General features: G+C 50.1%; 25 protein-coding genes. 8 read left to right on the top strand and 17 right to left on the bottom strand.

Features of this window, described 5'->3' with window-relative positions:
* Position 1 precedes the first annotated feature (1 nt).
* The 9 genes from XMM383_RS08465 to ffh all read right to left on the bottom strand — a co-directional run bounded on the left by XMM383_RS08465 (position 2) and on the right by ffh (position 8,165).
* Positions 2–1,303, bottom strand: a complete 1,302-nt coding sequence (locus XMM383_RS08465) for a homoserine dehydrogenase (protein WP_173480220.1) — start codon at positions 1,301–1,303, stop codon at positions 2–4.
* Positions 1,304–1,542: 239 nt separating this feature from the next.
* Positions 1,543–2,259: a DsbC family protein gene (locus tag XMM383_RS08460; protein ID WP_173480219.1), complete on the bottom strand. Its 717-nt coding sequence runs from the start codon at positions 2,257–2,259 to the stop codon at positions 1,543–1,545.
* Positions 2,260–2,294: 35 nt separating this feature from the next.
* Complete coding sequence (gene xerD, locus XMM383_RS08455) at positions 2,295–3,221, bottom strand: site-specific tyrosine recombinase XerD (protein WP_371731422.1); 927 nt, start codon at positions 3,219–3,221, stop codon at positions 2,295–2,297.
* Positions 3,221–4,555 carry a hypothetical protein gene (locus tag XMM383_RS08450; RefSeq protein WP_173489034.1) on the bottom strand — a complete coding sequence of 445 codons (1,335 nt, stop codon included), beginning with the start codon at positions 4,553–4,555 and terminating at the stop codon, positions 3,221–3,223. The genes xerD and XMM383_RS08450 overlap by 1 nt, the downstream gene beginning before the upstream one ends.
* A gap of 127 nt (positions 4,556–4,682) precedes the next feature.
* Positions 4,683–5,039, bottom strand: a complete 357-nt coding sequence (gene rplS / locus XMM383_RS08445) for a 50S ribosomal protein L19 (protein WP_173480217.1) — start codon at positions 5,037–5,039, stop codon at positions 4,683–4,685.
* A gap of 28 nt (positions 5,040–5,067) precedes the next feature.
* Positions 5,068–5,808 (bottom strand): tRNA (guanosine(37)-N1)-methyltransferase TrmD, encoded by a 741-nt coding sequence (gene trmD, locus XMM383_RS08440; RefSeq protein ID WP_173480216.1) that lies wholly within the window; start codon positions 5,806–5,808, stop codon positions 5,068–5,070.
* Between the two features lie 3 nt (positions 5,809–5,811).
* A complete protein-coding gene (gene rimM, locus XMM383_RS08435) occupies positions 5,812–6,345 on the bottom strand; it encodes a ribosome maturation factor RimM (protein ID WP_173480215.1) in 534 nt (177 codons plus the stop codon).
* 20 nt (positions 6,346–6,365) lie between these two features.
* On the bottom strand, positions 6,366–6,614 hold the full coding sequence (gene rpsP / locus XMM383_RS08430) for a 30S ribosomal protein S16 (protein WP_173480214.1): 249 nt from the start codon (positions 6,612–6,614) through the stop codon (positions 6,366–6,368).
* Between the two features lie 168 nt (positions 6,615–6,782).
* On the bottom strand, positions 6,783–8,165 hold the full coding sequence (gene ffh / locus XMM383_RS08425) for a signal recognition particle protein (RefSeq protein ID WP_173482986.1): 1,383 nt from the start codon (positions 8,163–8,165) through the stop codon (positions 6,783–6,785).
* 161 nt (positions 8,166–8,326) lie between these two features.
* Between ffh and XMM383_RS08420 the strand changes: the two genes are divergently transcribed.
* Both XMM383_RS08420 and XMM383_RS08415 read left to right on the top strand, forming a co-directional pair.
* Positions 8,327–9,121 carry an inner membrane protein YpjD gene (locus XMM383_RS08420; RefSeq protein ID WP_173480212.1) on the top strand — a complete coding sequence of 265 codons (795 nt, stop codon included), beginning with the start codon at positions 8,327–8,329 and terminating at the stop codon, positions 9,119–9,121.
* 65 nt (positions 9,122–9,186) lie between these two features.
* Complete coding sequence (locus XMM383_RS08415) at positions 9,187–10,464, top strand: HlyC/CorC family transporter (RefSeq protein ID WP_173480211.1); 1,278 nt, start codon at positions 9,187–9,189, stop codon at positions 10,462–10,464.
* Here the strand turns inward: XMM383_RS08415 and XMM383_RS08410 are convergent.
* The gene (locus XMM383_RS08410) at positions 10,412–10,630 is read right to left on the bottom strand and encodes a DUF1289 domain-containing protein (protein ID WP_173480210.1); all 219 of its coding nucleotides are present in this window, start codon (positions 10,628–10,630) and stop codon (positions 10,412–10,414) included. The genes XMM383_RS08415 and XMM383_RS08410 overlap by 53 nt on opposite strands.
* Positions 10,630–11,226: a CoA pyrophosphatase gene (locus XMM383_RS08405; RefSeq protein ID WP_173494987.1), complete on the bottom strand. Its 597-nt coding sequence runs from the start codon at positions 11,224–11,226 to the stop codon at positions 10,630–10,632. The genes XMM383_RS08410 and XMM383_RS08405 overlap by 1 nt, the downstream gene beginning before the upstream one ends.
* A 53-nt stretch (positions 11,227–11,279) precedes the next feature.
* Here XMM383_RS08405 and XMM383_RS08400 point away from each other — a divergent pair, with 53 nt between their 5' ends.
* Both XMM383_RS08400 and XMM383_RS08395 read left to right on the top strand, forming a co-directional pair.
* Positions 11,280–11,861 carry an NUDIX hydrolase gene (locus tag XMM383_RS08400; RefSeq protein ID WP_173480208.1) on the top strand — a complete coding sequence of 194 codons (582 nt, stop codon included), beginning with the start codon at positions 11,280–11,282 and terminating at the stop codon, positions 11,859–11,861.
* Positions 11,861–12,178: a helix-turn-helix domain-containing protein gene (locus XMM383_RS08395; RefSeq protein WP_173480207.1), complete on the top strand. Its 318-nt coding sequence runs from the start codon at positions 11,861–11,863 to the stop codon at positions 12,176–12,178. The genes XMM383_RS08400 and XMM383_RS08395 overlap by 1 nt, the downstream gene beginning before the upstream one ends.
* Here the strand turns inward: XMM383_RS08395 and XMM383_RS08390 are convergent.
* Entirely contained in the window at positions 12,172–12,654 is a 483-nt protein-coding gene (locus tag XMM383_RS08390) for a MarR family winged helix-turn-helix transcriptional regulator (protein WP_173480206.1), read from the bottom strand. The two genes, XMM383_RS08395 and XMM383_RS08390, sit on opposite strands and share 7 nt — an antisense overlap.
* A 203-nt stretch (positions 12,655–12,857) precedes the next feature.
* Here XMM383_RS08390 and XMM383_RS08385 point away from each other — a divergent pair, with 203 nt between their 5' ends.
* The 3 genes from XMM383_RS08385 to XMM383_RS08375 all read left to right on the top strand — a co-directional run bounded on the left by XMM383_RS08385 (position 12,858) and on the right by XMM383_RS08375 (position 16,052).
* Positions 12,858–13,853 carry an ABC transporter substrate-binding protein gene (locus XMM383_RS08385; protein WP_173482988.1) on the top strand — a complete coding sequence of 332 codons (996 nt, stop codon included), beginning with the start codon at positions 12,858–12,860 and terminating at the stop codon, positions 13,851–13,853.
* A 77-nt stretch (positions 13,854–13,930) separates the two neighbouring features.
* Positions 13,931–14,827, top strand: a complete 897-nt coding sequence (locus tag XMM383_RS08380; RefSeq protein WP_173482989.1) for a proline/glycine betaine ABC transporter permease — start codon at positions 13,931–13,933, stop codon at positions 14,825–14,827.
* Complete coding sequence (locus tag XMM383_RS08375; protein ID WP_173494986.1) at positions 14,820–16,052, top strand: glycine betaine/L-proline ABC transporter ATP-binding protein; 1,233 nt, start codon at positions 14,820–14,822, stop codon at positions 16,050–16,052. The genes XMM383_RS08380 and XMM383_RS08375 overlap by 8 nt, the downstream gene beginning before the upstream one ends.
* Positions 16,053–16,227: 175 nt before the next feature.
* On the opposite strand, the gene dapB is transcribed toward XMM383_RS08375, so the two are convergent.
* The 5 genes from dapB to grpE all read right to left on the bottom strand — a co-directional run bounded on the left by dapB (position 16,228) and on the right by grpE (position 21,727).
* Positions 16,228–17,037: a 4-hydroxy-tetrahydrodipicolinate reductase gene (dapB, locus tag XMM383_RS08370; protein WP_173482666.1), complete on the bottom strand. Its 810-nt coding sequence runs from the start codon at positions 17,035–17,037 to the stop codon at positions 16,228–16,230.
* 22 nt (positions 17,038–17,059) lie between these two features.
* Positions 17,060–17,857 (bottom strand): serine O-acetyltransferase, encoded by a 798-nt coding sequence (cysE, locus tag XMM383_RS08365; protein ID WP_173494985.1) that lies wholly within the window; start codon positions 17,855–17,857, stop codon positions 17,060–17,062.
* A 3-nt stretch (positions 17,858–17,860) separates the two neighbouring features.
* Positions 17,861–18,991: a molecular chaperone DnaJ gene (dnaJ, locus tag XMM383_RS08360; RefSeq protein ID WP_173494984.1), complete on the bottom strand. Its 1,131-nt coding sequence runs from the start codon at positions 18,989–18,991 to the stop codon at positions 17,861–17,863.
* A 114-nt stretch (positions 18,992–19,105) separates the two neighbouring features.
* Positions 19,106–21,031 (bottom strand): molecular chaperone DnaK, encoded by a 1,926-nt coding sequence (dnaK, locus tag XMM383_RS08355; RefSeq protein ID WP_173489029.1) that lies wholly within the window; start codon positions 21,029–21,031, stop codon positions 19,106–19,108.
* A 105-nt stretch (positions 21,032–21,136) separates the two neighbouring features.
* The gene (grpE, locus tag XMM383_RS08350) at positions 21,137–21,727 is read right to left on the bottom strand and encodes a nucleotide exchange factor GrpE (RefSeq protein WP_173480738.1); all 591 of its coding nucleotides are present in this window, start codon (positions 21,725–21,727) and stop codon (positions 21,137–21,139) included.
* A 166-nt stretch (positions 21,728–21,893) separates the two neighbouring features.
* Between grpE and recN the strand changes: the two genes are divergently transcribed.
* On the top strand, positions 21,894–23,570 hold the full coding sequence (gene recN, locus XMM383_RS08345; protein WP_173494983.1) for a DNA repair protein RecN: 1,677 nt from the start codon (positions 21,894–21,896) through the stop codon (positions 23,568–23,570).
* Positions 23,571–23,636: the final 66 nt, after the last annotated feature.

The following is a 23,636-nucleotide window of genomic DNA, read 5'->3' as shown; positions in this document are numbered from 1 at the left end:
CTTAATCAGCCAGCTGTTCAACACGGATGCGGGTCACTTCACCCACAACGTCTGGCAGTGCTTCGATCTCGCGAAGCGCTTCGTTCATTGTCGATTCAACCACTCGTTGAGTCAGCAGAATGACAGGCACCTGTGATTCACGGATCGGTTTCTGAATCACGGCTTCAATATTGATCCCTTTTTCACCGAGGATGCGGGTAATGTGAGCCATCACGCCTGGGCGCTCAACGGCTTGCAAGCGAAGGTAGTAAGCACTCTCAACCTGTTCAACAGGAAGCACTTCAGCATCTGAAAGCTCGCTAGGCTGGAAAGCCAAGTGGGGAACTCGGTTGTCACGGTCAGCAGTGAGTGTACGAACCACATCCACCACATCAGCAACTACTGCAGAAGCCGTTGGCTCAGCACCGGCACCCGCACCATAGTAGAGGGTTTGACCCACCGCATCACCATCAACAAGGACGGCATTCATGACACCATCGACATTGGCCAGTAACGCTTTCTCTGGAATCATCGTTGGGTGAACACGTAGCTCAATACCCTTCGCTGTGCGGCGGCTAATACCTAGGTGCTTGATGCGGTAGCCTAGCTCTTCAGCGTAGTTCACATCCTGTGAAGTGATCTTACTGATACCCTCGGTGTAGGCTTTTTCGAACTGCAGCGGGATACCAAACGCGATTGAGGCAAGTATGGTCAGCTTGTGCGCTGCGTCTATGCCTTCAACATCAAAGGTCGGATCCGCTTCTGCGTAGCCCAACGCCTGAGCTTCCGCCAATACATCTTCAAAGGCACGACCTTTGTCACGCATTTCGGTCAAAATGAAGTTACCGGTACCGTTAATGATGCCAGCCAACCAGTCGATCTTGTTCGCAGATAGACCTTCACGAATCGCTTTGATGATTGGGATGCCACCAGCAACTGAGGCCTCAAACGCGACCATCACATTCTTCTCTTGCGCAGCCGCAAAAATCTCGTTGCCATGCACCGCGATCAACGCCTTGTTCGCAGTGACGACGTGTTTACCGTTTTGAATGGCCGTCATCACGAGATCAAAGGCTGTCTCGTAACCGCCGATCAGCTCAATGACGATATCGATCTCAGGGTTGGTTGCGATCTCGAAAATGTCCGATGTAACGTGGATTCCTGTCGTATCAAACGCAGGGTTAGGGCGACGCATAGCGACCTGTTCAATCTGAATTCGACGACCCGCACGACGTGCAATCTCAGACGCATTGCGATTAAGAACATCGAACGTACCGCCACCGACAGTACCCATTCCACAGATGCCAACTTTTACCGGCTTCACAACCTTACCTCATTCGAAGTGAGCTCGAGCGGTTCACCCGACCCAGAGCGTTAAAAAATGGGGCATATTATAGCTAAAAAAGGGTGTTTGAACTATGGGTATTAGGGAGGTTTTACTGATAAAAAGCGTAATTAGAGGGCGGATGTCAGGCTGAAGCCTGACACCAGTGCTTCAACCTAACTACAGAGAAACGTGACTGGCTTTCAGCCTGTCACGACCCTACCAGCATTTTCCAGAGATTACTTAATCCCCAACACCGGCAGCAGACGCTCGGCTGGCATGTAACCCGGTAATAGATCACCCGTCTCGGTAATCATCGCAGGGGTGCCGGTAACCCCTAGCTTTTGACCCAGCGCCAGCTGTTCAAGCACGGGTGTTTGGCAGCCATCCGCTTTAACAGAGCCACCATCTAGCGCTGACTCCATTGCTGCTAAGCGGTCATCGGCACACCAGATCTGATCCATACGTGACGCAGTAGCACCGCCAGGACCAGAGCGAGGAAAGGCTAAGTAAGCGACTTCGACACCCGCTTCGTTCAGAGCATCCACCTCTTCGTGCAGCTTCTGACAGTAGGGGCAATCGATATCGGTGAAGACATAAAGTCGAGTTCTCTTCTCACCTTTAGCTGGGAAAATAACCATATCGCTATCAGCCACCTGCTGCATGGCATCTAAACGCATCCCACTTAAGCGCTTCTCGGTAAGATTGATCAGACGGTTCTCTTGTGTGATCTGATACGCCTTGCCCGACAGAATAAACTGCGCATCTTCACTGACGTAGAGCACCTCACCAGAACCGAGTAGCACCTCATAAAAACCGGTCATATCGGACGGCTCAATCAGCGTAATAGGAATCGAAGGATCAACCGCTTTCAGCTTCTCTTCAATCAGGGTCTCTGTATTTGCCAGAGCCGGCAAAGTCACAAGGGACAACAACAGTACGAACAAGGTTTTCATCTTAACTCCTTAAAAATTGCGCCCAGTGTGCCAGTTTAACCCCGCGGATGAAACTGCTTGTGCAACTGCTCTAAGCGATGCGTGGCAATTTGCGTATAGATCTGGGTGGTCGATAAATTGGCATGCCCCAATAGCATCTGCACGGCACGAAGATCCGCCCCATGATTCAACAAGTGTGTTGCAAACGCATGTCTAAGCGTATGGGGCGATAGTTCTGATTTAACGCCCGCCTGCTGGGCCCAAAATTTAATACGATGCCAAAAGGTCTGTCGGGTCATCTGCTGTCCTCGACGACTCAAGAAGAGCGCTTCAGGGTTGGTAGCACCCATCAACAGTGGCCGTGCAGCTGATTGATAGCGTTTCAACCAATCAATGGCCGCCTCGCCAACAGGGACCAGTCGCTCTTTATCACCCTTACCGACAACCTGTAATAGCCCAGCCCTCAGGTCAATTTGACCCACCTCAAGCCCAATCAACTCAGAGATACGCAACCCGGATCCGTACAACAGCTCCAACATAGCTCGATCTCGCAACCCCAGTGAATCTTCAACATCCGGCGCCTCAAGCAGCGCATCGACTTCTGCTTCGGAAATGGACTTTGGCAACGCGCGCCCGCGCTTTGGATTGGAGATATTCAACGTAGGGTCAACGTCGATAACACTTTCGCGCAATAGGTAGCGATAAAATCCACGGATACAGGAGAGTTGTCGAGCAGTCGAGCTGGCTTTAAACGCTTCAGACAGGCGCCAGGCAAGATAGTGCTGTAAATCGGACTGCGTAACAGCCATCAGTGATTTACCCTGCTGATTCAACCAACAGGCAAACTGATTCAGATCGCGTCGATAGGAGCTCTGCGTGTTGTCACTTAAGCCACGCTCCATCCACAAGCCTTGAATGAACTCTTTGATTAACGCGGCATCTTTGGAGTCAGGGCTTTGCGCAGTAAAACGTGCATCCGGCACTAACGGTAGACCTCAATAGTTTCTAAAAAGTTACGATCAACAGAGTAGGAAGCATACCCTTGATCGACCCTTCTTAGTAGAACTAACTTATTGTCTGCCACCTCGATCAAACGCCCCTCAATAAAGCGCCCGAAGTGGGTGTAGAGACGAATCTGATACTGTAGATAGTCATCCAGCTCATCAAAGCTAGCAGGATAGAACTGCTTAGAATCCTCAAGCTTTTGCACTTCGCGACTGGAGAGAATCTTCTCCTTGAGCTGCTCAACATTGACCAATCCCTCCTCCTGAGGGGTTAACTGTTCAGCCTGCTCCGCATCTGGCAACAGGGACTCCCAATCCAATCCCGCTAAATCAAGCCCCACCGAGTTGATGCGCAAAGAGGGATTCAAGCGTTCAGCTAAGACGTGGGGGGCGTTCATCAATACGAACAGCTCACTGCCCATACCGCCTGCGGGTGAGATGCCCAAATCAACACTTGAGCCCGGAGCAATAGCCTGCTCATAGGCATTCCAAAGCCGCTCTGGTACCTGCATACCCAACTGTGTAGCCTGAGCTTTTAACAGATCGGCATGCACCAAGCGGTACTCCGCCTCGGTTACATCAGTCTGTTCAGCACAGTAGGTATCGCGGCGAGCATTAAATCCAAGGTCTTGGTAGGCAAACTGAAAACGCTGGACTCGCGGACTGGCCGCCAACAAGGTCTGTGGTGCAAGGTATCCAGGTGTAAAACTAACCTCCAACACCAATCGTTGCGAGGCGATCCCCAACAGCTGAATCTGACTACCCAAGACTAGACGTCCATTATCGTTATCTGGGTCTAAGCGAATGTTAAGATCCGCCTGAATTTCGAGGTATCCCATATCTCGTAACACAGGCAGAGAGAATTCACGCACATCGCCACAACCCAGAGCGGCGATGTTAACTAACCCTTTGCTCGCAGCAGCACTCTGATTCGCAAGGGCCGTCTCCATAAAGTCGGATGCCAGATCCATTCTTAACTTATCGATTTTGATGGCCAAGAAACTGGGCCAGTCAGAAGCACTGCTGACAGGAGAGGGTTGCAGGAAGAAGAGCGGCGCGTCCGCTCGAATACTGATATTGGCCACTTTAATGGCAGACTCATAACCGAAAGGAGCCGCCTGCAGCGACTCAATTCGGACTTCACCGCGTGGATCCAGAACCAACTGCTCATAGTGCACACGATAGCCAGGCAGCAGAACCGTCAACGTATCATCGATATAGGCTTTAGCTTTGTAATAGACATAGGCATAACCGCCCCCACCGACCAGTAGCGTCGCTATCAATAACAGTAGAACGGTTTTAAACCAACGCAAAGGATTCCCCCCAACAGTCATCACTTCATACTAGACCACTATTAGAAATAGGAGAAATTTGAGCAATAAAAAAGGCGACACATGGCCGCCTTTCTTAATCGAGATCAACTCAGTTAATAAAATTAACTTAGTTAAGCTTCTCTTTGATACGTGCAGACTTACCGCTACGCTCACGTAGGTAGTAAAGTTTCGCCTGACGAACGTCACCACGACGCTTAACTTCGATCGCTTCAACCGCTGGGCTGTAAGTCTGGAAAGTACGCTCCACACCCACACCGTGAGAGATTTTACGTACAGTGAAAGCAGAGTTTAGGCCGCGGTTACGCTTACCTAGAACTACACCTTCGAACGCCTGTAGACGGCTACGGTTGCCCTCTACTACACGTACTTGAACTACTACAGTGTCACCTGGGCCGAAGTTCGGTACTTCTTTACCAGTTTGTTCAGCTTCGATCTGCTGAATGATTAAGTTTTTGCTGCTCATCGCTCGCTCCTAACTTTTCAACTGCGGACTACTTTTTAGTCTCGCCGATGTATTCGTTTAACAACGTTTGCTGTTCTGGGTCCAAATCGATCTTCTCTAGCAGATCAGGGCGACGCTCATAGGTCCTTCCTAACTGCTGTTTTAGGCGCCATTTACGTATCTCTGCGTGATTTCCACTCATCAATACCGACGGTACGCCAACGCCATCTAACTGTTCTGGTCGTGTGTAGTGTGGACAATCAAGCAATCCTTCCGAGAAGGAGTCCTCTTCAGCAGAGGCTTGGTCACCCAGTACACCAGGCACCATTCTTGATATCGCATCAACCATCACCATGGCTGGGAGCTCACCACCACTCAGGACAAAATCACCGAGTGACCACTCTTCATCCACTTCCGCTTCGATCAGGCGTTCATCAACCCCTTCGTAGCGACCGCAGACAAAGATCAAACTCTCTGCCGTGGCCAGTTCTGTCACACCTTGTTGATCTAAGCGTCTGCCTTGTGGCGATAGATAGATCACTTTAGCCTGACTGGGTGCTGCCGCTTTCGCCGCCGCTATCGCATCTCTCAATGGCTGAACCTTCATCAACATCCCAGGACCACCACCAAAGGGGCGATCATCGACGGTGCGATGTTTGTCGTGAGTAAAATCTCTTGGATTCCAACTCTCGACTTGGATCAGTCCGTTTTTAACTGCTCTGCCTGTAACACCAAAACGGCTAACCGCCTCAAGCATTTCAGGGAACAGCGATACGATCCCAAACCACACAACTTAGAACTCTGGGTCCCAATCGACCCGCATTGTTCCAGCGTTTAAATCAATTTGTTTGATCACCTGATCCGGTACATATGGGATCAATCGTGTCTCACGATCAACGCTCTCGTCTGTACCTTTAACAACCAACACATCATTTGCGCCGGTCTCTATTAAGTGATCTACCCGACCCAACAATTCGCCGGATTCGGTATAAACCAATAATGTCTCTAATTGACTCCAGTAGTACTCACCGTCATCCAACACTGGTAGAACCGAGCGTGGTACTGCAATCTCCGCTTCACAATATTGGCGGGCTGCTTCGGGTGAATCTATAGAGTCCAATTTTGCGATTAAACCCTTACCCTGTTTTTTAGCGCTGGTTACCTTAACCGGTACCCATTCACCTTGTTGTTTTACCAACCAGGGGCGATAGCTGAGGATATTCTCCATCGAATCAGTGTATGAGTAGACTTTAATCCAACCCTGTACACCGAAAGGTGAGTTGAAGCGTCCAAGAACTACGTAGTCCTCTGCTGCAATCTCTGCCACTGCTATCAGGCCTTAATCAATTACTTAGCTTTACGTGCTTCTTTAACCAGTGTGCTAACACGTTCGCTCATTTGAGCGCCCTTGCTAACCCAGTACTCTACGCGCTCTAGATCAAGACGTAGACGCTCTTCCTGGCCGCGAGCAACCGGATTGAAGAAACCAACACGCTCAATAAAGCGGCTGTCACGCGCAAAACGAGAGTCTGCGACATGAATGTGATAGAACGGACGCTTTTTAGCGCCACCACGGGACAAACGAATAGTGACCATTAAGGACCCCTTTATTTCGCGGATGGGTTTTGAGATCGCCCATCATTGTTGTTTCTTCACCAATCCCAGCAAATTGCCCAGACAGATGAAGGCCAAATTAAATAGGGCGCAGATTCTACGTGAATACTGCGCCCATTAAAAGCTATTTTTTGATCAGAGTTTGATCAATTACATACGTGGGAAACCACCAGGACCGCCCATACCCGGTGGCATCATCCCTTTCATGCCACGCGCCAGTTTCGCCATACCCGATTTAGAACCAAACTTCTTCATCATCTTAGCCATCTGCTTGTGCTGTTTAAGCAGGCGATTGATCTCTTGGATGTTGGTACCCGAACCAGCTGCAATACGACGTTTACGCGAGCCGCTGATAATATCTGGGTTGCGACGCTCTTTAGCCGTCATCGAGTCGATGATCACGGCAAACTTCTTCATGCCCTGCTCAGCCTGAGCCGTTTGTGCCGCTTGGATCATCTGCCCCATACCCGGCATCTTCTCCATCATCGACATCATACCGCCCATGTTGTTCATCTGATTGATCTGATCACGGAAGTCTTCTAGATCAAAGCCTTTACCTTTGCTGACCTTCTTCGCCAGCTTTTCCGCTTTATCCTTATCAATCTTGCGCTCAGCTTCCTCAATTAAGGAGAGCACATCACCCATACCCAAAATACGCGAAGCAACACGATCAGGGTGGAAAGGCTCAAGGGCATCGACCTTCTCACCAACACCTAGGAACTTAATAGGCTTGCCAGTAATGTGGCGTACCGACAGAGCCGCACCGCCTCGGGCATCACCATCGGTCTTAGTCAGAATCACACCGGTAAGAGGCAAGACTTCATTAAAGGCTTTTGCAGTATTCGCTGCATCTTGACCCGTCATAGAGTCAACGACGAACAGCGTCTCGACCGGATTAACCGCTGCATGCAGCTCTTTAATCTCAGCCATCATGGCATCATCAACCGCTAGACGACCCGCGGTATCGACAATGACAACATCATGGTGCTGAATTTTTGCATGCGCCGTCGCGCCATTAACGATATCGATCGGCTTCTGTTCAATAGTCGACGGGAAGAACTCGACATCCACCTCGCCGGCCAGAGTCTCTAGCTGACGAATAGCTGCTGGACGGTAGACGTCAGCTGATACGACCAACACCTTCTTCTTTTCACGCTCACGGAGGAAACGCGCCAGCTTTGCAACCGAGGTGGTTTTACCCGCACCCTGCAGACCGGCCATCATCACCACAGCAGGTGGCGTTGCCGCAAGGTTAAGCTGCTCGTTCGCTTCACCCATCACGCGAACCAACTCTTCGTTAACGATCTTAACGAAAACCTGACCAGGACTTAGGCTCTTAGAAACTTCTTGTCCAACCGCACGCTCTTTGACCGCGTTTACAAACTCTTTAACCACCGGCAGGGCAACATCAGCCTCAAGAAGCGCCATACGTACTTCACGCAGCGTATCCTTAATATTGTCTTCGGTCAGTTTCGCGCGTCCTGTAACGGAGCGAAGCGTGCCAGTTAAGCGTTCTTGAAGATTTGCAAACATTCTATTCCTCATTGCGCGGGTCTAATGGGTCGTTTCGATATCGAGATATCCCGCCAAATTTGCGCCGTAGTATAGCGCAGGGACAGGCTGACTGTATATTTCGCATCCCAGCAATTTGTGCCACACTTGTGGAATTAGGTTTACACAGTCCGGAGTTTTGGATGCTATCGCTATTTACCCTTGCCGCCATTGGCCTCTATCTGATTGCCAGCCAGTGGCAAATGAAGCAGTTCGCGACTCAACAAGGCGGACCGCGCAACCGCATACAGGCTTTTGGTTTCATCGCCGTCATTTTTCAACTGATCGCGACTTTACAGATCATTTCGGGCGGATTTGGCTTAAACCTCAGCTTCTTTGTTGCCGGCTCGATGATCTCGATCGCCGTGGTCGTTCTTCTGCTATTGGGTAGCCTACGTCATAAGCTCGACAATCTGTTTATGTGGGTCTTTCCAATGGCCGCCATCACTCTGGCTCTGGCCTATGCTTTCCCTGGCGAAGGGACCAAATCAAGCTACAGCGCTGGACTGCTAAGCCACATTCTGTTGTCTATTATCTCTTACAGCCTGTTCACGCTTGCCGCACTGCAAGCTCTGTTGCTCTCTAAGCAGGAGCATGCTCTGAAAAGCCATAAGACCAGAGGCTTACTGAATACCCTGCCACCACTGCAGGTGATGGAGAACCTACTGTTTGATTTGATTACTGCGGGTCAGGTGGTACTGACGCTGGCGTTGATAACGGGTTACGTCTACACCGATGATCTGTTTGCACAACACCTCGCTCACAAAACGCTGCTATCCCTTGGCGCTTGGGTTGTCTTCACCATTCTGCTAACAGGACGTGCGATGTTTGGTTGGCGAAGCCGCACGGCTCTACGCTGGACACTCAGCGGATTTGTTCTGCTGATGCTCGGCTTCTTTGGTTCAAAAGCCGTTCTAGAGCTAATACTTGGGGCTTAATTGGGTTGACACCCACGCCCCATCTACACAAAATGAGCTTCCGTTAACAATATAGGCATTTCCCCTTGGAAGACGCGTCGATAAGCTCGCTCTCAATTCTTCTGTTTATCCTGATCCTCTGTTCTGCATTTTTCTCTAGTTCAGAAACTGGCATGATGTCGCTCAATCGCTACCGTTTGAAGCATTTAGCGAAGAATAACCACCTAGGTGCACGCAAAGCCGCCAAACTGCTAGATCGCCCAGATCGTCTGATCGGCCTGATTTTGATTGGCAACAACTTCGTCAACATTCTCGCATCAGCCATCGCGACCGTCATTGCGGTTCGAATCTGGGGGGATGCAGGTATCGCCATTGCGACCGGCGCCTTGACGCTGGTCGTGCTGATTTTTGCGGAAGTGACACCAAAGACACTGGCAGCCATGTATCCAGAGAAGGTGGCTTTTCCGGCCTCCTATGTTTTAGTACTGCTACTTAAAGTGTTTTACCCCTTGGTGTTTGCCGTCAACCTCATTACCAATGGAATTTTCCGTCTACTCGGTATCAAGACGACCGGGGAAGATGCCCACAATCTTAGTACCGAAGAGTTACGTACCATCGTGAATGAGTCAGGCGCTCTGATCCCTCAATCGAATCAATCGATGCTACTTGGGGTCCTGGAGCTTGGTGAAGTGACCGTTAATGACATCATCATTCCACGCAACGAGGTAGAGGGCATCGATCTGGACCATGAGATGGACCAGATTCTTGAGCAGCTCTCTAAGACCAAACATACCCGCCTGCCGGTATACCGTGGCGACATCAATCAGATCGTCGGCGTACTTCACATGCGCAATCTGGCCCAGTTGATTCAACAGGGAAAAGTCACCAAACCCGCTATTATGGCGGTGGTTCATGAGGCCTACTTTATTCCAGAGAGCACACCGCTGCAGACACAGCTCCTTAACTTTCAGAAAGAGAGCCGCCGCATCGGCGTCGTCGTTGATGAGTACGGTGATGTACAAGGCATTGTCACCCTGGAAGATATCTTAGAAGAGATCGTCGGAGAACTCTCTAACGATCAATCGGATATCCATGAAGACATCCACCAACAGGAAGATGGCAGCTACTTTATCGATGGCTCGGCTTACATTCGTGAGATCAATAAAGCACTGAATTGGGAGCTTTCGACCGAAGGGCCAAAAACGCTTAACGGCCTGATCACGGAACAGCTTGAATCCATTCCCGATGCAAACGTCTGTATCGAACTGAATGAGTACCGTTTAGAGACGCTACAAATCAGTGACAACCTGATTAAGACGGTTCGTGTCCAGCGTCTCGAGATCGAGAGTGACGAGGAGGAGTAGCCTCCCGCTCTCGAATCAACGCCCAGACTTCACGTTTTTTCTCGTTGGAGTAGGTACTCCAATAGGCGATCTCTAGACCTGAACGACGACAGGCAATACAGAGATCGTCCTCATCGAGAGCGCACACGCCCATGCAAGGATTGGGAATCGGTTTTTCTGAATCCATTATGTTCGCTCTGGCCTCGGTCTGGTTTGAATCTGTGCATCAAAGGCACAGTTTAATAGCTCAGCAATGACCCAGGCGGTTAGCCCCCAGATCTCATAGCCTTGATAATCCCATGCTGGTGCATATCGAGTCTTACCGGATAGATCCATGAACTGATCAAATCGCGCACGGCCCGGCTCCATAAAGAAGCTCAACGGTACTCGAAAAACAGCTTCGATCTCATCGGGATTAGGTTGCTCGACAACCGTATGCGGCACAACACCAACCCAGGGAACCACTTTGAGGCGATGCTTAGAGAGCACATCACTTAAAGCCCCCAAGGGCCTAACTTGTGAAGGCTCAATACCTAGCTCTTCATGGGTCTCACGCAAAGCCGTAGCAAGAATATCCTGATCCTCGGGATCTCTGCGACCACCTGGAAAAGCCACCTCACCGGCATGACTCGACAGCTTGCTGTGTCGCAAGGTCAGTATCACCTCTGGTATGGCCAGATCGGTGATTAACATCATCACACCCGCCTGCCGATCAGACGAATAGTGGTCAGATAGCTGCCAAGGCTTGTAGTGAGTCAGGGTTTGCTCTATTTTCGAAATCATTAGTTTAATCATACACCGAATAGAAGAAAGCTACGCAAAAGATAGGAGATTCGATGAAGTTCTGCAGCGAGTGCGCCACACCTGTTGAATGGACCATTCCAGAGGGTGACCACCTTCCCAGACACGTCTGCCCCAACTGCGAGACGATCTTCTACTCCAACCCCAAAATCATCGCCGGCTGCCTACCCATCTGGGAAGAGAAAGTATTGATGTGTCGTCGCAACATCGAACCACGCAAAAACTATTGGACCCTACCGGCAGGCTTTATGGAGAATGGTGAAACCACTGAACAGGGCGCCATGCGTGAGACTTGGGAAGAGGCTGAAGCGGAAGTCGATATCATATCGCTCTACACCCACACCTCCATTGTGCATGTGAATCAGCTGCAGCTCTTCTTCCTAGCCAAGATGCGCACCCCAAGCTTTTCAACGACGTCAGAATCCAATGAGGTCGCACTGTTCAGCGAAGATGAGATCCCTTGGGATGAGATCGCCTTCCCCACGGTCAGCAACGCACTGCGTCTGTTCTTTAAAGAGAGAAACGCTGGCGGGCCGTTTAACTTCCACAGAATCAGTATCGATCGCCACAACGAGCAGAACAATGCATCGACCACCCAACATGAGATTCACATTTAATGCCAGTGTTAAAAGAGAGCAAAGCGGCCAAAGCCTTCCAACGCAAACTGCTGATCGCTTGGTGTATTGATCAGCACCCAGGCAACCTCACCCACCTACAGAAACTCACGGGCATGCCAAGACGGACACTGCAGGATGCCATTAAAGATCTGGATGATCTGTCGATCGAGTGTTCATTTCAACAAACTGAAGGGGCTTTGAATAACCAGGGCGTCTACCGCATTGATCAGTGGGGCTGTATTGATCCAGACTGGGTTAACCAGAATATTGAATCAATCGCGGAATCCTTAGAGATAAAGCTTCAGCTCGACTACTGATTCGCCGTCGCCGCCAAATCGAGAAGCGGCGAAGCGTCGATCGCCTCAGCATCCATCATCTGAGCAAGATCCTGCAGGGTATTAACGACCTGGAATCGCTTCGCTTCAGATAACTTAGAAAAGCGCTCTTCAAAACGCTCATGCAGAAGTGGTGGAACGGAACCAAGGGTAGAAGCACCCTCTTCGGTCAGACGCGCATTTACTTTACGCTTATCGGTCACTGAACGAACACGCACCGCTAAACCGCGCTGCTCTAAGCGGTTTAAAATAGTCGTTACCGTCGCCTGACTCAGTGAAACGCTTTCCGACAGCGTCTTAACAGTCACATCACCCAGATCCCCAATTGCACGCAACACCATTACCTGCGGAATGGTGAGGCCACAGCTCTTCGCAATACGCTTTGATTGAATATCCGTCGCACGAATAATCTTACGCAGAGCAATGAGTACATCTTGTGATTGCTGAATGTCTGTCATGTAAAGCCTGTCATTGAGATAAGTAGCACGATTAACAACCTGCTGAGCGGGCGCATTTATAGCCCATCCCCTTTTCATCATCAATCACTATTTAAATAATTACAACTATAATTATTTGAACTCTAATAATTAGACCTGTTAGGATGTTCATCACGACAGGTTAATAACCTAATAAGAAACTGAAAACGAATGGGAACAGACACATGAAAAAACAGATTCTTGCTGCATCACTGCTAGCCGCTAGCTCAACTGCATTTGCAGGTTCACACGCGTCTTGTGGTGACGTTCAGATTGCCGACATGAACTGGGCATCAGCAACATTTATCGCCAACGTTGACCGCTTCATCCTAGAGCACGCATTTGGCTGTAACGCTGAAGTTGTTCCTGGCGACACCGTTCCGACTTCAACGTCAATGATTGAGAAACAGCAGCCAGACATCGCACCTGAGCTTTGGACTAACTCTTTCAAAGAGGGTCTAGAGAAAGCGGTAGCAGAAGGCAAACTATCGGTTGCTGGCAAAGTCTTCAGCGATGGCGGTGAAGAGGGCTTCTGGGTACCTAAATACATGGTTGAGAAGGATCCAAGCCTTGCAACAATCGAGGGTATCAAAGCAAACGCAGCACTGTTCCCACACCCAGAAGATGATTCAAAAGCAGGTTTCGTAGGCTGTCCTTCTGGTTGGGGCTGTCAGATCACTGCAGGCAACCTTCACAAAGCACTTAACCTAGCCGATGCTAACTTTGAACTGGTTGATCCAGGTTCTGCAGCAGGCCTAGACGGTTCGATTGCACGTGCATACGAGCGCGGCCAAGGTTGGTTCGGTTACTACTGGGCACCAACAGCGATTCTTGGTAAGTACGAGATGGTTAAAGTGGACTTCGGTTCAGGTGTTGATGAGCAGCATTTCATCGACTGTATCTACAAAGCAGACTGTCAGGATCCAAAACCGTCTATGTACCCTGAATCACCTGTCTACACATACACAACTGCTGAGTTCTCTAATCGCGCTCCAGCAGCAGCTGAGTACCTAGCTAACCGTTCTTTCACAAACCCACAGCTTAACAGCCTTCTAGCGTGGATGGATGAGAACCAAGCAGATGGTGAGTACGCAGCTGAGTACTTCCTAACCGAGCACGCAGACATTTGGAAAACGTGGCTAACAGCTGATCAAGCGGCTAAGGTTGAAGGCGCTCTTTAATCCTTAACAACTGCGTTATACTCACGCCTCGCTTTGAATAAAAGCGAGGCGTTTCTGTGTAATAACAAGAGGTATCTATGGCAGAGAAATCCTGGTTAACGGATATTCCTGAGATGGACCGAAGCTCACTACTGCAGCTTCGCAAAACGATGGACGGTGCATATCGTGACTTTTCACGTGAATATGGCGACTCTATCGAAGCATTTTTTGATCCGCTTCTTACCTTCTTAATCTGGTTTGAAAAACTCCTACTCAACAGCCCTTGGTGGTTGGTTCTGGGTGTCATTGCTGGTCTTGCCTATGCTGCAAGTCGCTCAGCTAAACTGACGATCGGCGTTGCTGTATCCCTGGTTGTGGTTGGCTACTTTGGCATGTGGGACGACACCATGCGGACCATGAGTATCATCACCGTCTGCACACTGATCTCTATTGTATTGGGTATCCCAATCGGCATTGCCATGGCGCGATCTAACCGCGTGCAATCCACTGTCACTCCGATGCTCGATATCATGCAGACCATGCCAGCCTTCGTCTACCTGATCCCGGTCGTTATGCTTCTGGGTATTGGCCGTATCCCTGGCGTGATCGCGGTAGTGATCTATGCTATCCCGCCTGTAATTCGCTTAACCAATTTGGGTATTCGCCTGGTTGATAAAGAGGTACTTGAAGCAGCGACGGCCTATGGTGCTAACCCACGTCAGCGTCTTTTAGGTGTTCAGCTGCCGTTGGCGATGCCGACAATTATGGCGGGCATCAACCAGACCATCATGATGGCGCTCGCCATGGTCGTTATTGCCTCTATGATCGGTGTAAAAGGCCTTGGGCAACCGGTACTTAAATCGATCACCAACCAATACTTCACCATCGGTCTTCTGAATGGTTTAGCCATCGTTGTACTTGCGATCATCTTTGACCGCGTTTCACAGGCATACGGAAAGCGCACTCAGGCGCACCTAGGAGGTGGCCATGAGTAATTCAGACGTATTGATTCAGGTTAAAGACCTTTACAAAGTCTTTGGCGACAAACCAGAAAGCGTTATGCCGATGGTTAAAGCGGGTAAAAGCAAGGATGAGATCCTAGCGGAAACTGGCCACACCGTCGGTCTTAAAGAGATCGATCTCGAAATCAATCGCGGTGAGATCTTTGTCATCATGGGCCTATCCGGCTCAGGCAAATCAACACTGATTCGCCACTTCAACCGCCTAATTGAACCGACTGCGGGTGAGATCATTGTTGAAGGCACCGACGTCATGAAACTCAACACTAAGGAGCTTGAACAGTTCCGTCGTCACAAGATGTCGATGGTGTTTCAACGCTTCGGTTTGATGCCTCACTACACAGTACTCGATAACGTCGCATACGGGCTTAAAATCCAAGGTGTCGACAAGTCAGTTCGTGAGCAGAAAGCGGTTGAGTGGTTAGAGACGGTTGGTCTGAAAGGCTATGAAGAGCAGTACCCAAACCAGCTATCGGGTGGTCAGCAACAGCGTGTTGGTCTTGCTCGCGCACTCTGTACTGATGCTGAAATCCTCTTGATGGATGAAGCCTTCTCGGCACTGGATCCTCTGATCCGTTCAGAGATGCAGGATCAACTGATTGAACTGCAACACAAGCTCAATAAGACCATCATCTTCATCACGCACGATTTGGACGAAGCACTACGCCTAGGTGATCGTATCGCGATTCTTAAAGATGGCCTGCTGGTCCAGCAAGGTGAGCCAGAAGAGATTCTACTTAACCCTGCCGATGAATACGTAGAAGCGTTCGTTAAGGATGTGAACCGTGCCCGCGCATTGACGGTAGAGACTGTTATGAAGGAGCCGGAACACCGTATTACAGCTGAAACCATCGGTGAAGCGCTGAAAGAGATGAAGAGAGGCGCTTACGATTACGGTCACGTGGTGGACGATTCAGGTAGCTACCAAGGCACCGTCACTCAAGAATGGCTTGAAGAGGAAGCTAAGGGCGGTAATGCAGATTCCACTTGGGAAGAAGCCGATCTAACCGAGACAACGACCATCACCTCTGATGCAGTACTTGAAACGGTTATCCCGGAGACGCTTGAAGCGGATCACCCAATCCCTGTTGTGGATGAGGAGGGCCAGCTGCAAGGTGAGCTATCTCGCTCAAGCTTGGCGGAAGTACTGGTCGACTCTTCTGAAACAGAGTCAGAATCTGTAGAGAATCAAAAGGTTTAACAAGCCCATTGATACAGACACAAAAAAGCCAGCTCATGTAGCTGGCTTTTTTTCGCCCTGAATAAAACAGGGCCCGTGTGAGTAACTCGACACGGGCCCATAAAAGGAACAACAACATGAAGATAATATCAGAGAGAGGTAGGAAAAGTACAGTCCTCAACTCTCTGGAGCGGGCTTAACGAAGCTCTAAAACATCCTGCATATCGAACAAACCTGCACCCTTGCCTGACAACCAACCTGCTGCTCGTACAGCGCCTTTTGCAAAGGTCATACGGCTAGACGCTTTGTGGGTAATTTCGATTCTTTCGCCCTCTGTGGCAAAGAGTACAGTGTGATCACCGACCACATCACCGGCACGAATGGTCTCGAAACCGATCTCTTTTTCAGGGCGCGCACCGGTCTGACCTTCACGACCGTAGACCGCACACTCTTTCAGATCACGTCCCAGTGCATCGGCAACCACTTCACCCATACGCAATGCTGTGCCTGATGGCGCATCCACCTTATGACGGTGGTGTGCTTCGATCACTTCGATGTCGTAACCACCATCGTCACCCAGTGCTTTGGCAGCCACTTCAAGCAGTTTGAAACAGAGGTTTACGCCAACAGACATGTTCGGTGCAAAGACAATGGAGATAGACTCACCGCCCTCTGCCAACTTCGCCTTCTGCGACTCGTTTAACCCCGTCGTACCAATCACCATCGACTTACCAGCCGCTTTACAGATCTCAAGATTAGCAAGAGTCGACTCTGGGCTAGTAAAGTCGATCAACACATCAAAATCGTCTGTCACAGTCTCCAACGAGCCAGTAATTGCGACACCCAGACGACCCACGCCTGCCAACTCACCTGCATCGGCACCGATCAAAGAACTATCAGGAAGCACAATGGCTGCGCCTAGGGTCACACCCTCTGCCGCGTCTACAGCTTCGATCAATGTTTTCCCCATGCGCCCTGCGGCACCCGTGATGGCAATACGTGTCATCTCTTTTTCCTTAACTAAAAATCTATTCGTCAGTGACACTCAGCCCTTGGTCCATATCCAAGGCTGGCATATCACTCATTAGGCAACCCACCACTTTGGCAGGGACACCCGCTACCGTCGTATGCGCCTCTACAGGCTCTAAAACCACACTACCTGCACCCACTTTGGCACCTTGGCCTACTTCGATGTTGCCAAGAATCTTAGCACCAGCGCCAATCAAAACCCCAGCACGGATTTTCGGATGTCGATCGCCCGACTCCTTACCGGTACCCCCTAGGGTCACTGATTGCAGTATCGAGACGTCATTCTCAATGACACAAGTTTCACCGATAACAATGCCTGTTGCGTGGTCAAACATTACACCCTGACCGATGTTAGCAGCGGGGTGAATATCAACCTGCAGGGTTGAGCTCATGCGACTCTGTAGATAGTTTGCCAAGGATTGACGCCCTTGACGCCACATATAGTTAGCCACTCGATAGGATTGAAGCGCGTGATACCCTTTTAAGTACAACAGTACCGTGCTGTAGTCACGGATTGCAGGGTCACGCGTGTAGACGGCAAGGAGATCGGCACAGGCAGCTTCGATCAGTTTAGGGTCCGCTTCATAAGCGACCTCAAAGATCTCACGCATCGCCACGGCCGGCACCACATCATCCGACAGCTTTTCAGCCAACAGATAAGAGAGTGCCGAACGCAAGGTCGGATGGCTGTTTATCGTCGTATGATAGAAACTCGACAGAAGCGGCTCGTTAGCACTTAATGTACTCGCCTCACTCTGAAGTGCTTGCCATACCTCTGCAACCGCCTGATCACCCATAACTTAGGTCATATCCTCAAAGAATTTTTTTACTGAATCAAAGAAGCCGTGCTTCTTCGGTCCATGTTTCTGGTGCTCTTCCGTAGAGTCACGGAACTCTTCTAGCAACTCTTTCTGACGTGAAGTGAGGCTGACCGGAGTTTCAACAACCGCGCGAACCATCAAATCACCCAACGCGCCACCGCGCACTGGCTTCACACCCTTGCCTCTCAGACGGAACATTTTGCCAGTCTGTGTCTCGGCCGGGATCTTCAGTTTAACCTGACCATCCAGTGTTGGCACGTTTAGTTCACCGCCCAACGCCGCATCGACAAAGCTGATCGGCACTTCACAGTAGAGATTGGCACCGTCGCGTTCAAAAATTGGGTGATCTTTAACACTCACTTGAACATAGAGATCGCCTGAAGGGCCGCCGTGGGCTCCTGCTTCGCCCTCGCCAGATAGACGAATACGATCACCGGTATCAACACCCGCTGGGATCTTAACTTCCAATGTCTTGGTCTTCTGCGTGCGGCCCTGGCCGTGACAGACATTACAAGGATCAGAGATCACTTTGCCTTCGCCATGACAGGTTGGACAGGTCTGCTGAACCGCAAAGAAACCTTGCTGCATACGGACCTGACCGGCACCACCACAGGTACCACAGGTCTTAGCCGTAGTACCCTTCTTAGCACCGCTACCATCACAGGTTTCACAAGAGACGTAGGTTGGAACTTTTAGCGTCTTTTCACAACCGCGAACGGCCTCTTCAAGACTCAAATCGAGGTTGTAACGCAGATCGGCACCGCGACGCACGCTGGAACGACCGCGACCACGACCACCGCTGCCGCCACCGAACATGTCGCCAAAGACATCGCCAAAGATATCTGAGAAGCCACCTTCAAAGCCACCGCCCATGCCGCCTTGGCCACCCAAGCCAGCATGACCATACTGATCGTAGGCCGCTTTCTTCTGCGCATCGGACAACACTTCATACGCTTCACTGATCTCTTTAAACTTGAGTTCAGCCGCCTCGTCATCCGGGTTGCGGTCAGGGTGATACTTCATCGCTAAGCGACGGTAAGCCTTTTTGATGTCACGGTCAGATGCATCACGAGAGACACCTAAGAGTTCATAATAATCTTGCTTGCTCATACTGCGTGTAAACCTGTAATTACGCTATCGTGAATATGACAACGCGGGAGTAAAGACCCCCGCGCTGACACACGATTTTGTGAGAGTCTTAACTCTCGTTATTGCTTGCTAAGCTTACTTCTTGTCGTCTTTGACTTCTTCAAACTCAGCATCAACAACGTCATCGCCTGCATCGCGAGCCGCTTCAGCTTCAGCGCCTTGGCCAGCTTCTGCTTGTTGTGCAGCCTCTGCATACATCTTCTGAGCAACACCCGAAACCGCTTCTGTTAGCGCTTCAGTTTTTGCTGTGATCTCTGCAGTGTCAGAGCCTTTCAACGCCTCTTCAAGTGCAGTGATGGCTGCTTCGATGTTCGATTTCTCTTCATCAGAAGCCTTATCACCCGCATCTTCTAGCGTCTTACGTGCTGTGTGAACCATGGCATCACCTTGGTTACGAGCTGCCGTTAGCTCCTCAAATTTCTTATCTTCTTCAGCGTGCGCTTCGGCATCCTGAACCATCTTCTCGACTTCGTCATCGCTTAGACCAGAAGAGGCTTTAATAACGATCGACTGCTCTTTGCCAGTCGCCTGGTCTTTAGCAGAAACGTTTAGGATACCGTTAGCATCGATGTCGAAGGTCACTTCGATCTGTGGCATGCCACGTGGTGCTGGTGGGATATCGGCAAGGTCGAAACGGCCCAGCGACTTGTTCTGAGTCGCTTGCTTACGCTCACCCTGAACAACGTGAATGGTTACCGCTGTCTGGTTGTCTTCCGCTGTCGAGAAGGTCTGCGACTTACGCGTAGGGATCGTCGTGTTCTTGTCGATCAGTGGTGTCGCAACGCCACCCATTGTTTCGATACCTAGAGTCAGTGGTGTTACGTCGAGTAGAAGAACGTCTTTCACATCACCTGACAGTACCGCACCCTGAAGCGCAGCACCCATCGCTACCGCTTCGTCTGGGTTAACGTCTTTACGTGGCTCTTTACCGAAGAACTCAGCCACTTTCGCCTGCACCATTGGCATACGAGTCTGACCACCGACGAGGATAACGTCGTCGATTTCAGAAGCGGATAGGCCAGCATCTTGCAGTGCAATGCGACATGGCTCAAGTGAACGTTGTACAAGATCTTCAACCAGTGACTCTAGCTTCGAACGAGACAGTTTAACGTTCAAGTGTTTAGGACCTGTTGCATCCGCAGTGATGTAAGGCAGGTTAACGTCAGTAGACTGTGCCGATGAAAGCTCAACTTTCGCTTTCTCACCCGCCTCTTTTAGACGCTGTAGCGCTAGCGGATCGTTGTGTAGATCGATGCCAGACTCTTTCTTAAACTCGTCTGCTAGGTAGTTGATAACCGCAAGGTCGAAGTCTTCACCACCTAGGAATGTATCACCGTTGGTTGCAAGTACTTCAAACTGGTGCTCGCCATCAACGTCTGCAATTTCGATGATCGAGATATCGAAAGTACCACCACCTAGGTCGTACACTGCAATCGTGCGATCACCGGCTGCTTTATCCATGCCGTATGCAAGTGCTGCAGCGGTTGGCTCGTTGATGATACGTTTAACTTCTAAGCCTGCGATACGACCCGCATCTTTTGTTGCTTGACGCTGAGAGTCGTTGAAGTAAGCAGGAACCGTGATAACCGCTTCCGTTACCGATTCGCCTAGGTAATCTTCAGCAGTCTTCTTCATCTTCTTAAGAACTTCTGCAGAGATCTGAGGCGGTGCTAGCTTCTCGCCTTTTACCTCAACCCACGCATCGCCATTGTCCGCTTTAGCGATGTTGTAAGGCACCATTTTGATGTCTTTCTGTACAACATCGTCTTCAAAACGACGACCGATTAGACGCTTGATCGCAAATAGAGTGTTGTCTGGGTTAGTAACTGCCTGACGTTTCGCCGACTGACCAACCAGAGTTTCGCCTTCTGCTGAGTAGGCAATGATCGACGGAGTGGTGCGATCGCCTTCAGCGTTCTCAATAACTTTAGTTTTATCGCCTTCAAGTACTGCTACACACGAGTTGGTAGTACCTAGGTCAATACCGATGATTTTACCCATGTTTAAATCTCCTAATGACACCGCGTTGGGTGCTTAAAACTGTTTTACCTTAACCCCTATATGGGTGTGGTCTTTCAAATATCAAGTCTGGTTTATAAAAAGGTCTTAACCTTTAGCGACCATCACCATCGCAGGACGAACTAAGCGACCATTAAGTAGGTAGCCCTTCTGCATCACCGCAATAACAGAGTTTGGTGCTGCACCTTCCGCTTCAACCATCGACATCGCTTGATGGTGCTCTGGGTTGAACGCCTCACCCTCTGGGTTGATCACTTCTAGATTGAATTTAGCAACGCCATCGATGAACATTTTGTGCGTCATCTCAACGCCTTCACGAAGCGGTTTAACCACCTCATCTTCAACCTGGCTCGCTTCAATAGCGCGCTCTAGACTGTCGATGACCGGCAGTAGCTCTTCGGCAAATTTCTCAACAGCAAACTTACGCGCTTTATCCACCTCAACCTCAGCACGACGGCGCTGGTTAGCGATCTCCGCTTGGGCACGAGGTTCAAGCTCTGCCAGCTGTTTTTGCAGCTCAGCAATCGTCGCATTCGCAGCGGCTAGCTCTTCTTGAAGGGATTCAACGGTTAACTCTTCCGTCTCAACCAGTTCAGGCTCCACAAGATTCTCTTCAGCCGTCGCGTCGACTTGACTCTCTTCAACCTGATCTTGGTGTGTCTGATCTTCATTCGCCATGGTGTTATCTCCAGAATCATTCAATCTTGTCTCCTATGTGGTATCGACCATCTGAAATTCAACCCTTCCACGCGCTTTTTTGACCTAAGACTGCACTTTTCTATTGCCTAATACACAAACATTGGTTAAAAATACAGTAACTGTATATCTAAACAGGTATTAAGCCATGTTAACGCTACTCAGCATCCGAAACTTTGCGATCGTCTCAACACTCGACCTAGAACTGAAATCGGGCATGACCGTCGTCAGCGGTGAGACCGGTGCCGGCAAATCGATCATGCTTGATGCACTGGGATTAGCCTTAGGCAAACGCGCTGAAGCCGACTCTGTCCGAGAAGGGGCAAAACGAGCTGAGATTAGCGCCGCGTTCGATATACAAGCACTACCCGAAGCGAAACGCTGGTTAGAGGCGAATGAGCTAGAGTCGGAAGAGATTAACGAGTGTATTTTACGCCGTACACTGAGTGCCGACGGTCGCAGCCGTAGCTATATTAATGGCCACCCCTGCCCACTGAACCGCGTCAAAGAGCTGGGTGAGCTGCTTGTCGATATACACGGCCAGCACGAACACCAACGACTATTAAAGCGTGATTTTCACCGCACCCTGCTAGACAACTACGCCAAAGCCAATGAGACAGCACAGGAAGTACGTAAACTCTTTACCCAGTGGCAATCAAAGCAGAGTGAGTTGAAACGCCTTCAAGACATGAGTGAAGAGGCGAATGCGCAACTGCAACTGCTGAGCTATCAAACGGAAGAGCTCAACCGTTTAGACCCTCAAACAGGTGAACTGCAAGCCTTAGAAGAGGAGCAGAAGATACTCTCCAACGCAGGGTCAATCCTTAACAGTGGCCAACAGATCCAGATGCTTCTTAGCGAGGGTGAAGAGAGCAACGCCACAGCGGTACTCAACCAAGCACTGCACCTATTGGGCGACATCGAAGCGGACTCACCTGCACTACAGCAGACCGCCGAGATGCTAAACGCTGCTCTGATTCAAGTGGAAGAGGCCGAACGCGAGTTGAGCCATTTTGTTCAACGAGTTGAGTTGGACCCTGAGCGCTTACAAGAGGTGGAAGATCGCTTAACCAGCATCTACGATCTAGCCAGGAAACACCGCATTGCGCCAGAGCAGTTACCGGAATTAAAAGACCAACTAAATACTGAACTCGACTCTTTGGCTCATGTCGATGAGAACTTAGAGCAACTCGAATCCGAGGTTGCTACGGCTAATGCCGCATTGATTGAGAAAGCTCGCCAACTCAGCAAACTACGCAGCAAAGCAGCCAAACAGCTTGATAAAGAGGTGAATGAACAACTTGCCATGCTGGGCATGAACAGCGCGCGTTTCACAGCCAGTTTGAGTGATATCGATCCTAAATACATTACGGCTCAGGGCTTGGAAGAGATTGAGTTCCTGATCAATACCAATCAGGGCCAAACCGCAAAACCGCTGGCCAAAATTGCCTCGGGTGGTGAACTGTCACGAATTAGCCTTGCGATTCAAGTTGTAACGGCTAAGACGACTGACACCCCGACACTCATTTTTGACGAAGTCGATGTCGGTATTGGCGGAGGCATTGCCGAAGTCGTTGGCCGACTGTTACGTCATTTGAGTGAACGAGCACAGATTCTCTGTGTCACACACCAACCTCAGGTGGCTTCACAAGGAACCCAACACCTGTTTGTCAGCAAAGGCGCAGACACCGGTTCGGTTGAGACCAAAATCACACCACTCACCGAAAATCAGCGCATTAATGAGATCGCTCGAATGCTGGGTGGACTTGAGATGACTGATACCACCCTTGAGCACGCTAAAGAGATGCTGACCAGCGCGCTATAGACTGGTCGATTCAAACAGTGGCGTGTAAACTAATGCCACTTTGAACAGTAACAGGAACAACCTGAA

The sequence above is a fragment of the Marinobacterium sp. xm-m-383 genome, assembly GCF_013283255.1.
Taxonomy (GTDB): domain Bacteria; phylum Pseudomonadota; class Gammaproteobacteria; order Pseudomonadales; family Balneatricaceae; genus Marinobacterium_E.
The sequence above is the reverse complement of the archived record's forward strand: the minus strand, read 5'-3'. Positions and strand labels throughout refer to the sequence as shown.

Excerpts from the sequence above, each read along its gene's own strand:
- grpE (WP_173480738.1), bottom strand. The coding sequence starts at position 21,727 with ATGGCGAATGAAGATCAGACACACCAAGATCAGGTTGAAGAGAGTCAA.
- cysE (WP_173494985.1), bottom strand. The coding sequence starts at position 17,857 with ATGGGTGATCAGGCGGTTGCAGAGGTATGGCAAGCACTTCAGAGTGAG.
- rpsP (WP_173480214.1), bottom strand. The coding sequence starts at position 6,614 with ATGGTCACTATTCGTTTGTCCCGTGGTGGCGCTAAAAAGCGTCCGTTC.
- XMM383_RS08410 (WP_173480210.1), bottom strand. The coding sequence starts at position 10,630 with ATGGATTCAGAAAAACCGATTCCCAATCCTTGCATGGGCGTGTGCGCT.
- XMM383_RS08395 (WP_173480207.1), top strand. The coding sequence starts at position 11,861 with ATGCCAGTGTTAAAAGAGAGCAAAGCGGCCAAAGCCTTCCAACGCAAA.
- XMM383_RS08385 (WP_173482988.1), top strand. The coding sequence starts at position 12,858 with ATGAAAAAACAGATTCTTGCTGCATCACTGCTAGCCGCTAGCTCAACT.
- ffh (WP_173482986.1), bottom strand. The coding sequence starts at position 8,165 with ATGTTTGCAAATCTTCAAGAACGCTTAACTGGCACGCTTCGCTCCGTT.
- dapB (WP_173482666.1), bottom strand. The coding sequence starts at position 17,037 with ATGACACGTATTGCCATCACGGGTGCCGCAGGGCGCATGGGGAAAACA.
- XMM383_RS08375 (WP_173494986.1), top strand. The coding sequence starts at position 14,820 with ATGAGTAATTCAGACGTATTGATTCAGGTTAAAGACCTTTACAAAGTC.
- XMM383_RS08400 (WP_173480208.1), top strand. The coding sequence starts at position 11,280 with ATGAAGTTCTGCAGCGAGTGCGCCACACCTGTTGAATGGACCATTCCA.
- XMM383_RS08460 (WP_173480219.1), bottom strand. The coding sequence starts at position 2,259 with ATGAAAACCTTGTTCGTACTGTTGTTGTCCCTTGTGACTTTGCCGGCT.
- XMM383_RS08380 (WP_173482989.1), top strand. The coding sequence starts at position 13,931 with ATGGCAGAGAAATCCTGGTTAACGGATATTCCTGAGATGGACCGAAGC.
- XMM383_RS08405 (WP_173494987.1), bottom strand. The coding sequence starts at position 11,226 with ATGATTTCGAAAATAGAGCAAACCCTGACTCACTACAAGCCTTGGCAG.
- XMM383_RS08390 (WP_173480206.1), bottom strand. The coding sequence starts at position 12,654 with ATGACAGACATTCAGCAATCACAAGATGTACTCATTGCTCTGCGTAAG.
- XMM383_RS08420 (WP_173480212.1), top strand. The coding sequence starts at position 8,327 with ATGCTATCGCTATTTACCCTTGCCGCCATTGGCCTCTATCTGATTGCC.
- recN (WP_173494983.1), top strand. The coding sequence starts at position 21,894 with ATGTTAACGCTACTCAGCATCCGAAACTTTGCGATCGTCTCAACACTC.
- dnaJ (WP_173494984.1), bottom strand. The coding sequence starts at position 18,991 with ATGAGCAAGCAAGATTATTATGAACTCTTAGGTGTCTCTCGTGATGCA.
- rplS (WP_173480217.1), bottom strand. The coding sequence starts at position 5,039 with ATGAGCAGCAAAAACTTAATCATTCAGCAGATCGAAGCTGAACAAACT.
- dnaK (WP_173489029.1), bottom strand. The coding sequence starts at position 21,031 with ATGGGTAAAATCATCGGTATTGACCTAGGTACTACCAACTCGTGTGTA.